At 77.8% G+C, this 607-nt stretch carries 1 protein-coding gene; it reads right to left on the bottom strand.

Going from position 1 to position 607, the window contains the following annotated elements; translation table 11 throughout:
• A partial coding sequence (locus tag GTW08_RS03045) for an SDR family NAD(P)-dependent oxidoreductase (protein WP_161151382.1) occupies positions 1–607 on the bottom strand: 607 nt, incomplete at both ends.

Raw genomic sequence — 607 nt, 5'->3', positions numbered from 1 at the left:
CGCCGCCTGCGGTCGGCGGGGTCCCGCCGCCGGTCAGGCCGAGCGGGACGACGAGGGGCTCCGCGGCGAGGGTCGCGGCGTCGTAGAGGGCGAGCCCGCGCTCCACACTCAGCAGCGGCATGCCGCCGGACCCGACCCGGGCGACGTCGTGGTCGGACAGGCCACCGGTCATCCCGGCGCCCTGCTCCCAGGCGCCCCAGGCCAACGAGGTGGCGGGCAGCCCCAGTGCGTGGCGGTGCGCGGCGAGTGCGTCGAGGAAGGTGTTGCCCGCGGCGTAGTTGCCCTGGCCGGGTCCGCCCATCACCCCGGCGGTGGAGGAGTAGAGGACGAACGCGGCGAGCTCGTGGTCGCGGGTGAGGTCGTGCAGGTGCCAGGCGGCGTCGACCTTCGGGGCCAGCACGGCGTCGACGGCGGCGGGGGTCAGGGAGGTGACGGTGCCGTCGTCGAGGACGCCCGCGGTGTGCACGACGGCGGTGAGCGGGTGCGCCGGGTCGACGCCGTCGAGCAGGGCGGCCAGCGCGTCGCGGTCGGCGACGTCGCAGGCGGCGACGGTGACCTGCGCACCGGCCGCGGTCAGCTCCTCCCGCAGCGCGGTCGCGCCGGGGGC

The organism is Pseudonocardia sp. SID8383 (genome assembly GCF_009864975.1).
Classification (GTDB): Bacteria; Actinomycetota; Actinomycetes; order Mycobacteriales; family Pseudonocardiaceae; genus Pseudonocardia; species Pseudonocardia alni.
Note: the sequence above shows the minus strand (reverse complement) of the source record. Positions and strands in the feature narration are given on the sequence as shown.